Annotated in this window: 8 protein-coding genes; 6 read left to right on the top strand and 2 right to left on the bottom strand. The window is 60.2% G+C overall.

Translation table 11 applies throughout. From position 1 onward, the window contains the following. Positions 1 to 259: 259 nt before the first annotated feature. Complete coding sequence (locus JJ869_RS09155) at positions 260 to 538, top strand: hypothetical protein (protein WP_292266371.1); 279 nt, start codon at positions 260 to 262, stop codon at positions 536 to 538. Positions 539 to 613: 75 nt separating this feature from the next. Here JJ869_RS09155 and JJ869_RS09150 read toward each other — a convergent pair whose 3' ends face one another. Next, the gene (locus JJ869_RS09150) at positions 614 to 3,112 is read right to left on the bottom strand and encodes an FAD-dependent oxidoreductase (protein WP_292266370.1); all 2,499 of its coding nucleotides are present in this window, start codon (positions 3,110 to 3,112) and stop codon (positions 614 to 616) included. 110 nt (positions 3,113 to 3,222) lie between these two features. Continuing rightward, a complete protein-coding gene (locus JJ869_RS09145) occupies positions 3,223 to 3,600 on the bottom strand; it encodes a hypothetical protein (RefSeq protein WP_292266361.1) in 378 nt (125 codons plus the stop codon). 361 nt (positions 3,601 to 3,961) lie between these two features. Here JJ869_RS09145 and JJ869_RS09140 point away from each other — a divergent pair, with 361 nt between their 5' ends. From JJ869_RS09140 to rodA, 5 genes are all read left to right on the top strand, one after another. Beyond that, positions 3,962 to 5,008 (top strand): rod shape-determining protein, encoded by a 1,047-nt coding sequence (locus JJ869_RS09140; protein ID WP_085628165.1) that lies wholly within the window; start codon positions 3,962 to 3,964, stop codon positions 5,006 to 5,008. 97 nt (positions 5,009 to 5,105) lie between these two features. Next, entirely contained in the window at positions 5,106 to 6,011 is a 906-nt protein-coding gene (gene mreC, locus JJ869_RS09135; RefSeq protein WP_292266359.1) for a rod shape-determining protein MreC, read from the top strand. Further along, positions 6,011 to 6,547, top strand: a complete 537-nt coding sequence (locus JJ869_RS09130) for a rod shape-determining protein MreD (RefSeq protein ID WP_292266357.1) — start codon at positions 6,011 to 6,013, stop codon at positions 6,545 to 6,547. Before mreC ends, JJ869_RS09130 begins: the two co-directional genes overlap by 1 nt. Further along, positions 6,544 to 8,487, top strand: a complete 1,944-nt coding sequence (gene mrdA / locus JJ869_RS09125; protein ID WP_292266355.1) for a penicillin-binding protein 2 — start codon at positions 6,544 to 6,546, stop codon at positions 8,485 to 8,487. The genes JJ869_RS09130 and mrdA overlap by 4 nt, the downstream gene beginning before the upstream one ends. After that, positions 8,484 to 9,623, top strand: coding sequence for a rod shape-determining protein RodA (rodA, locus tag JJ869_RS09120; protein WP_292266353.1), 1,140 nt, complete (start codon positions 8,484 to 8,486; stop codon positions 9,621 to 9,623). The genes mrdA and rodA overlap by 4 nt, the downstream gene beginning before the upstream one ends. Position 9,624: the final 1 nt, after the last annotated feature.

Raw genomic sequence — 9,624 nt, 5'->3', positions numbered from 1 at the left:
CTTGCCGTCCTCATTGCGGTAGGATTCGACAACCTGCAGATAGCGGCGCTCACCGCTTTTGTTGATCCGGAAAAACATACCTACATGATATGCCCGAAGATTCAACTAAACAACACCAATATAGGCAATGTGTGTGACTATAGAAATTTGCCCGAACACAACCGCTAAATCATTGAAATAACTCAGCCAGCCACCCTCAATTCAGGCGAATTTCGGCGGATTTTGTCGAACTTGGAAGGCCACAGAACGGCGCGGCGACGTGTTCCTGACCTTTGACGCCGACGAGAATGGCGTTCTGACACGCGAAGAACACGATCTCTTCGACGAGGCCCGCGCGCTTGATATGGCCGAAAACGGCGAGGGCCATGGCACAGGCAAGCGCAACCCGGCCAATGGCATGCTACGAGAAGTCACGGATGCCAATGGTGATGGAAACGTCACGCGCGAAGAATTCCTGGATGCCGTGCCCGCATGGTTCGCTGGCATGGACCGCAATGGCGACAACGTGGTCACCACAGAAGACTTTGGACGGGGCTAAACCCCAGCGCCCAACACGGGCGTTTTTCCGTCAACGGAAAAACCGGACGCGTCGACGCGTCCGGTTCCGCCCAGATCATCCGTCTTTGCGGATGGCCTCGTTCTTCGGATCATAGGGGCTGTCTTCAACCACCTCGGCATCCCAAAGCTGATCCAGAATCTTGACCTTGAGCTTGGTCCCCGGACCCGCCAGTTCAGGCTTCACATATCCCATCCCGATGGATTTTCCGAAGGCCACGGAATACCCACCCGACGTCAGACGCCCAACGCGGGTATCGCCATCATAAAGCGCCTCCCGGCCCCACGGATCGGCATCCTCCGGCCCGTCGATCAGCAGCGTGCAGCATTTCGAGCGTACGCCTGTGGCCACCATAGGCTCTTTGCCGTTGAAGTCTTTGTCGAGATCCACAAAGCGCGGCAGATCGGCTTCCAGCGGGGTTGCGTCGCGGCCCAGTTCGTTGCCGAAGGCACGGTAGGATTTCTCCTGACGCAGCCAGTTCTGCGCCCGCGCACCAACCAGCTTCAACCCATGCTTTGCGCCAGCCGCCATCAGCTGATCCCAGAGGTAGTTCTGCATCTCGATCGGGTGATGCAGCTCCCACCCCAACTCACCGGTATAGGCAACGCGGATCGCTCGCACCGGGCACATGCCCAGTTCGATGTCGCGGCAGGTCAGCCATGGGAACCGCTTGTTGCCCAGAACGGTCTCGGGATCGGCGTCCTTGACGATCTCTTTCAGCACATCGCGTGACTTCGGCCCGGCGATGGCAAAGACACCCCACTGTGTGGTGACGTCCTGGATCTCGATATACCCGAACTCGCCCATCTTATCCTCAGCCGCCTTGCGCAGGTAATCGGCGTCGTAAGCTGCCCAGGCACCGGCAGAGACAAGGTAATACTCGTGCTCGGCCAGCCGAACGATGGTGTATTCCGTCCGCGTCGTGCCCTTGGCGGTCAGCGCATAGGTCAGGTTGATCCGACCAACCTTGGGCAGCTTGTTGCAGGTGAACCAATCCAGGAACTGGGTCGCGCCCGGACCTTTGACGACATGTTTGGTGAACGCGGTCGCGTCGATCAGACCGACGCCTTCGCGCACGGCCTTGGCCTCTTCGACGGCATATTGCCACCAGCCACCCCGACGGAAGGACCGTGCGTCATGGTCGAAGTTTTCATCCGCGTCGAGCGGGCCATAGTAGTTCGGACGCTCCCAACCGTTCACATGACCAAACTGCGCGCCCAGCGCCTTTTGCCGATCATAGGCCGGAGCCGTGCGAAGCGGACGGCACGCAGGCCTCTCTTCATCCGGGTGGTGCAGGATGTAGACATGCTCATACGCCTCTTCGTTCTTGCGCGCGGCATATTCGGTGGTCATCCACGAGTCGTAGCGCTTGGGGTCAAGCGACGCCATGTCGATCTCGGCTTCGCCCTCGACCATCAACTGGGCAAGGTAATAGCCGGTGCCGCCAGCAGCAGTGATTCCGAACGAGAACCCTTCGGCCAGCCACATGTTGCGCAGACCCGGAGCCGGACCGACCAGCGGGTTGCCATCGGGCGTGTAGCAGATCGGACCGTTGAAATCGTCCTTGAGACCCACGGTCTCCGACGAAGGAATCCGGTGTATCATGCTCATGTATTCTTCCTCGATCCGCTCCAGATCAAGCGGGAAGAGGTCGGCGCGGAAACTGTCCGGCACACCGTATTCAAACCGGGCGGGTGCGTTCAGCTCATACGGACCCAGGATCCAGCCACCACGCTCTTCGCGCACATACCATTTGGCATCCGCATCGCGGATCACGGGGTGCTGTTCATTGGTCTTGCGATATTCGACCAGCGCCGGATCGGGTTCGGTCACGATGAACTGGTGCTCGACCGGGATCGCCGGCATCTTGATGCCCAGCATTTTCGCCGTGCGCTGCGCGTGGTTGCCCGACGCGGTCACGACATGCTCGGCCGAGATCACGATCTGCTCGTCGGACGGAACAAGGTTGCCGCCCTTTTCGACCATCTTCGTGCAGGTCACGTCCCAGTGCTCGCCCTTCCACTCGAACGCATCGGCCTGCCATTTCCGCTCGATCGCCACGCCGCGCTGACGGGCACCCTTGGCCATCGCCATCGTCACGTCCGCCGGGTTGATGTAGCCATCCGTCGGGTGATAGATCGCGCCCTTCAGGTCATCGGTGTGGATCAGCGGCCAGCGCGCCTTGATCTCTGACGGCGTCATCCACTCGCAAGGGACACCGCAGGTCTCTGCCGTTGTCGCATAAAGACGGTACTCATCCATGCGCTCATCGGTCTGCGCCATACGCAGGTTGCCGACGACAAAGAACCCCGCATCGAGCCCGGTCTCTTCCTCAAGCGTCTTGTAGAACTTGATCGAATAGTCGTGGATGTGGGTGGTCGCATAGGACATGTTGAAATAGGGCAGCAGGCCCGCCGCATGCCAGGTCGAACCGGACGTCAATTCGTCCCGTTCCAGCAGCATCACGTCGTCCCAGCCAGCGCGGGCAAGGTGATAGGCAATCGAGGTGCCGACGGCGCCACCACCGACAACCAAAGCTTTGACATGCGTTTTCATGGGTCTTCACTCCAAGGCGTTTGACCCTGTGAATACCGCCCGCGCAAATAAGCCACCAAACCGACCCGACACGTTGCAGCAGGAAAACGACGCGCTGTCGTTTCCCGCTATTATTGCAGCACGCGGGCGCGCGGATAGAGCGAACTTTCGGGTGCGAGCCGCGACCCTGCCGAAGCCAGAACAATCGGTGCGGCAAGCGGAACAGCAGCGCCTGATGTCGCGTCCGACGGTTCGGGTGTCATCCGAGGCAGCGAAATGCCCAGCGACGCCAGCGTCCCGGATTTTTCCGCCAACTCGAGCCCGTGGGCTGCGCCTGTCTTGACGGTATCAATCACGGCAAAGGCAATCGACGCTTCGGGACCGTAATGGTCCACGACCGACTTTTTATAATCCTCGAAGGAATAGACGTGGTCGGCGGCTTTGGCCTGACGCGTGTAATCCCATGTGCCGACCACGGCGCACACGCCAACCGCGTAAAAGCCAAGCATGAAGATACTCTTTACCAGCTTACCAATCATAAGAACCCCAGACAGACTTGCGGCCATCGTTGGTCGGCAAAGAGGTCTGAATGAGGTGCAAACATGGCTTTTCAAAGGGTCTTGGCCCTTAACCGTTTACGATCTAGCAACAATACGCGCCATCGGACGGAACGGGTCGCAGGCTCGGCTCCAAACCGCTTTGTCCGTCGATTGCCCTCCCTCAAAAAGGTTAACCTTAGGCTGTGGCAGATTCACGCTGGCGAAGCGCGTTCTGGCCCTTTCACCCCCGCCCAACCACACCTATAAGACCCTCGGCTTACGACCCAGAGAGTCGTTGGCCTAAGAGGTATTGGCGCGGGGCAGATCGCAGATGTTTGGACTGGACAAACTGTTGGGCATGTTTTCGTCGGACATGGCCATCGACTTGGGAACAGCGAATACGCTGGTCTATGTCAAGGGGCGCGGCGTCGTGTTGTCTGAACCTTCTGTGGTCGCGTACCACATCAAGGACGGGCAGAAAAAAGTCCTCGCAGTTGGTGAAGACGCCAAGCTGATGCTGGGCCGGACGCCGGGCAGCATCGAGGCAATCCGCCCGATGCGCGAAGGGGTCATTGCGGATTTCGACGTGGCCGAAGAAATGATCAAGCACTTCATCCGCAAGGTTCACAAGCGCTCGACCTTTTCCAAGCCCAAGATCATCGTCTGCGTCCCGCATGGCGCAACCCCTGTCGAAAAGCGCGCGATCCGTCAGTCGGTTCTATCTGCCGGTGCGCGCAAGGCAGGTCTCATCGCCGAACCCATCGCGGCGGCCATCGGCGCGGGCATGCCCATCACCGATCCCACCGGCAACATGGTTGTCGACATCGGCGGCGGGACCACCGAAGTGGCGGTTCTGTCTCTCGGCGACATCGTCTACGCGCGGTCGGTCCGCGTCGGTGGCGACCGCATGGATGAGGCAATCATCAACTACCTGCGTCGTCAGCAGAACCTTCTGGTCGGCGAATCGACCGCCGAACGGATCAAGACCTCGATCGGAACGGCCCGCATGCCCGATGACGGGCGCGGCACCTCCATGATGATCCGGGGGCGCGATCTGTTGAACGGCGTGCCCAAGGAAACCGAGATCAGCCAGGCCCAGGTGGCCGAGGCTCTCTCAGAGCCCGTTCAGGCGATCTGCGAGGCGGTCATGACCGCTTTGGAGGCCACACCTCCGGACCTTGCGGCCGACATCGTTGACCGCGGCGTGATGCTGACCGGGGGCGGCGCATTGCTTGGGGATCTGGATCTTGCCCTGCGCGAACAAACGGGATTGGCGGTGTCCATCGCGGACGAAAGCCTGAACTGTGTAGCTTTGGGCACTGGCAAAGCGCTGGAATATGAAAAACAGCTCCGCCACGCGATTGACTACGACAGCTGATCTAACCACCCAATTGTCCCATTATATGTTAAGAGTGCGCGCAACCTGATCTCAAACCCGGTTCCCTTTTTTCGGGTTGCGCTTGGAAAGGGAAGTTTTGGCGAAGAACGGCACCAACAGCGAAGACTACACAACCCCTCTGCGGCGCTTGCTGCTGGCGGTCGTCATCTTGTGCTTGCTCGGCCTGTTCTTCATCTGGCGGATCGACAGCCCCCGCGTGGAACGCTTCCGCGCGGCGGTGATCGACACGGTCATCCCCAGCTTTGACTGGGCGATGGCCCCAGTCACCGCAACGGTGAACATCGTTCGCGATTTCCGCAGCTATCAACGCATCTACGAACAGAACCAGGAACTGCGCCGCGAACTGCGCCAGATGACCGCCTGGAAAGAAGCCGCGCTCCAGCTTGAACAGGAAAACGCCAAACTGCGCGACCTGAACAACGTGCGTCTTGATCCGCGCCTGACCTACATCACCGGAGTGGTTCTGGCGGATTCCGGATCACCCTTCCGCCAGTCGGTACTGATCAATGTTGGCTCTCGGGACGGAATTGTTGACGGTTGGGCAACAATGGATGGCACTGGCCTTGTCGGGCGCATCTCGGGCGTCGGACCGAACACCAGCCGTGTCATCATGCTGACCGACGCGACCAGCCGTATTCCGGCGACGATCCAACCTTCGGGTCAACGTGCGCTGATCGTCGGGGACAACACCTCGGCACCACCCATCGATTTTCTGGAAAACCCGGATCAGGTCCGCCCCGGCGACCGCATCGTCACCTCTGGGGATGGCGACGTGTTCCCGCCGGGCCTTTTGATCGGACAAGTCGCCCAAGACCCCGGTGGACGCCTGCGCACCCGACTTGCTGCCGACTATGAGAGGCTCGAATTCCTTCGCGTTCTGCGCGATCATGGCGCGCGCCGCGTGTCCAGCCCATCAGCGCTGATCCTTCCGGAAACCCCACCCGGCGTCACCGATGCCGCCGCAGCAGAGCCTGAACAGTAATGGATTCGGGGGCTCTGCAAATCTGGGGCATGCGCCTGCTGTTCGTTCTGCTGACGCTGCTGATTCTGTTTTTCCACCTCTTGCCGCTTAACCCGGCGCCAAGCCAATGGGCCGGTCCCGATGTGTTGGTCGCGATGGTTTTCGCGTGGGCAGTGCGCCGACCCGAATATGTTCCGATCCTGCTGGTCGCCGGGGTGATGCTTCTTGCAGACATGATGCTTCAACGCCCCCCCGGTCTGTGGTCAGTTCTGGTAGTTTGCGCAGCAGAATGGCTCAAATCTCGCGAAAGACGACAGCGGGAAACGACATTTTTTCTTGAATGGCTCACCTTCGCGGGTACCCTGATCGTGATTACGATCCTCTACCGCACGGTAATGGTGGTCCTTATACTTGCACCCGGCACGCTCGTGTTGAGTCTGGTTCAGGTTTTGATGACAATCGCCATCTATCCTGCGGCTGTGGGCGTATCCTTTTTCCTTTTCGGCGTGCGCAAATCCGCACCCGGAGACATGGATCGGCTGGGGCGGACCCTATGAGACGAGCGCCAAAGGATACCGCGGAAAGCGTCCGCAAAATCTCGCGCCGCGGGCTTTTCCTTGGCGGCGTGCAGCTTGCCTTTGCGGGGGCGCTCGGGCTGCGCATGCAACATCTGCAGGTTGATCAAGCCGATGAATTCCGCCTGCTCGCCGAAGAAAACCGCATCAACATCCGCCTGATCCCGCCCACCCGTGGCCAGATCTTTGACCGCAACGGCGTGATTATCGCAGGTAATGAGCCGTCCTACCGCATCACGATCGTCAAGGAAGACGCTGGCAATGTCGATGAGGTGATCGCGCGTCTGTCCGCTCTGGTTGAACTGGACGAAGATGAACTGAACCGGGCGCTTACGGAAATGCAGCGCAGCGCACCCTTCCTGCCTGTCACCGTGGCCGAACGCGTGACGTGGGACGACATCAGCCGCGTCGCCGTCAACGCCCCTGCCCTACCCGGTGTCACGCCCGAGGTCGGCCTGTCACGCATCTATCCGCGCCGGGGCGATTTCGCGCATGTCGTCGGCTATGTCGGCCCTGTCAGCGAACGAGATCTGGCGCGGTACGAAACACCCGACCCCGTTCTGCGCATTCCTCGCTTCCAGATCGGCAAGGTGGGTATCGAAGCGCGTCACGAAGAGGTCTTGCGTGGTCGTGCCGGGGCCAAACGTGTCGAAGTGAATGCCGTCGGACGCGTGATGCGCGAACTCGACCGCCGCGAAGGCATACCCGGTGCCGACATGCAGCTGACCGTCGACACCAAACTGCAAAGCTACATTCAGGCCCGTCTTGGTGAGGAAAGCGCGTCGGTCGTCGTGATGGACGTGAACAACGGTGATCTCTTGGGGATCGCCTCGTCTCCGTCCTATGACCCCAACAAATTCGTGCGCGGCATCTCTGTCGCCGATTTCGGCGAATTGCGCGACAACGATCACCGTCCACTCGCGTCAAAAACGGTGCAAGACGCGTACCCCCCCGGATCAACCTTCAAGATGGTCACCGTTCTGGCAGCACTGGATGCCGGGGTCGTCGCCCCCGACGAAACCGTCTGGTGCCCCGGTCACATGGAGGTCGGGGGCCGTCGCTTCCACTGCTGGAAACGTGCCGGTCACGGACATATGAACCTCGAGCAATCGCTCCGCGAAAGCTGTGACGTCTATTACTACGATCTCGCGCTCAAGGTCGGAATTGAACGGATCGCAGAGACGGCACGACGGCTCGGTCTCGGCCAGGCGTTCGGCATCGGCATGTCTGCGGTGACCGAGGGACTGGTTCCGAATATGGACTGGAAACAGCGCGAACGTGGCTCAAGCTGGGTCATCGGCGACACCGTGAACGCCTCGATCGGTCAGGGCTTCGTACTCAGTTCTCCTTTGCAGCTTGCCGTGATGACCGCCCGCCTTGCCACCGGCAAAGAGGTCACGCCCCGCCTTGTCCGCAGGATCGGCGATACCGAAACCGCAGAAACCGGCGGTGCGGAACTGGGCTTCAACGAGAACCATCTGCGCCAGATCCGGCGTGCCATGTATGCCGTGACCAACAACCGGCGCGGTACCGCCTATGGCTCTCGCATCATCGACGAAACCGTCCGCATGGCGGGCAAGACCGGCACCAGCCAGGTGCGCAACATCACCGCCGCTGAACGTGCACGCGGGGTGACCCGCAACGAAGACCTGCCCTGGAACAGGCGCGACCACGCATTGTTCGTGAACTACGCCCCTTACGAGGCACCCAAGATCGCTGTGTCAGTCGTCGTTGAACATGGCGGCGGCGGATCGGCGGCGGCCGCACCCATCGCGCGCGACGTGACCTTGCAGGCGCTGTTCGGGCAAGACCCGCCGCTTGACGCCTATCCGTCCAAAGACCGGGAACGCATCCGCAGCCAGCAGGAACGTCTGCAACAGGTTCTGCGCGAAAACGACCCGGATGGCCGGAGCCGCGCATGAGTTATCTTGAGTATACCGTCAAGACCGTCCCAAGCGGCTGGCGCAAGATTCTGTTCATCAACTGGCCGCTGGTCATCCTTTTGACCGCCATCGCGGGCGTCGGTCTTTTGATGCTCTATTCCGTGGCGGGAGGGTCGATGACCCCCTGGGCGGAACCGCAGATGAAACGCTACGCGCTGGGGCTGACGGTGATGTTTATCGTCGCCATGGTGCCAATCTGGTTCTGGCGCAACATGTCGGTGATGGCCTATCTCGTCGCGTTGGCACTTCTCGTTGCGGTCGAGTTTTTCGGAACGGTGGGCATGGGCGCCCAGCGCTGGATCAACCTTGGCTTCATGCGTTTGCAGCCGTCCGAGCTGATGAAAATCGCCATGGTGATGATCCTGGCGGCCTATTACGACTGGCTCCCGATCAAGAAAACCTCCCATCCGTTCTGGGTGCTGGTGCCCGTATTCATCATCCTGTTGCCCACGTTTCTTGTTCTGACCCAACCCGACCTTGGCACGGCCATTCTGCTGGTGGCAGGCGGCGGTCTGATGATGTTCCTCGCAGGCGTGCACTGGGCCTATTTCGCCACTGTGATTGCCGCCGGGATAGGGGGCATCTACACCGTGTTTCTCAGCCGCGGCACCGATTGGCAATTGCTCAAAGACTACCAATTCCGCCGCATCGACACCTTCCTCGACCCGTCCTCAGATCCGCTCGGCGCGGGCTATCACATCACGCAGGCGAAGATCGCGATGGGGTCTGGCGGCTGGACAGGACGTGGCTTCATGCAAGGCACCCAGTCGCGGCTCAACTTCCTGCCTGAAAAACACACCGACTTCATTTTCAACACCTTGGCCGAGGAATTCGGCTTCATCGGCGGCATCTCCCTTCTGCTCCTCTACGTTCTGATCCTTGTCTTCTGCATCGTGTCTGCACTCCAGAACCGCGACCGCTATTCCTCGCTTCTGATCCTTGGGATTGGCGTGACCTTCTTCCTGTTCTTCGCCGTCAACATGTCGATGGTGATGGGCCTCGCCCCGGTCGTCGGCGTACCGCTGCCACTGGTCAGCTATGGCGGTTCGGCCATGTTGGTCTTGATGCTCGCGTTCGGCTTGGTACAGAGCGCTCATATCCACCGACCGAGGTAAG

The organism is Marivita sp. (assembly GCF_017643905.1).
Classification (GTDB): Bacteria; Pseudomonadota; Alphaproteobacteria; order Rhodobacterales; family Rhodobacteraceae; genus Marivita.
The sequence above is the reverse complement of the archived record's forward strand: the minus strand, read 5'-3'. Positions and strand labels throughout refer to the sequence as shown.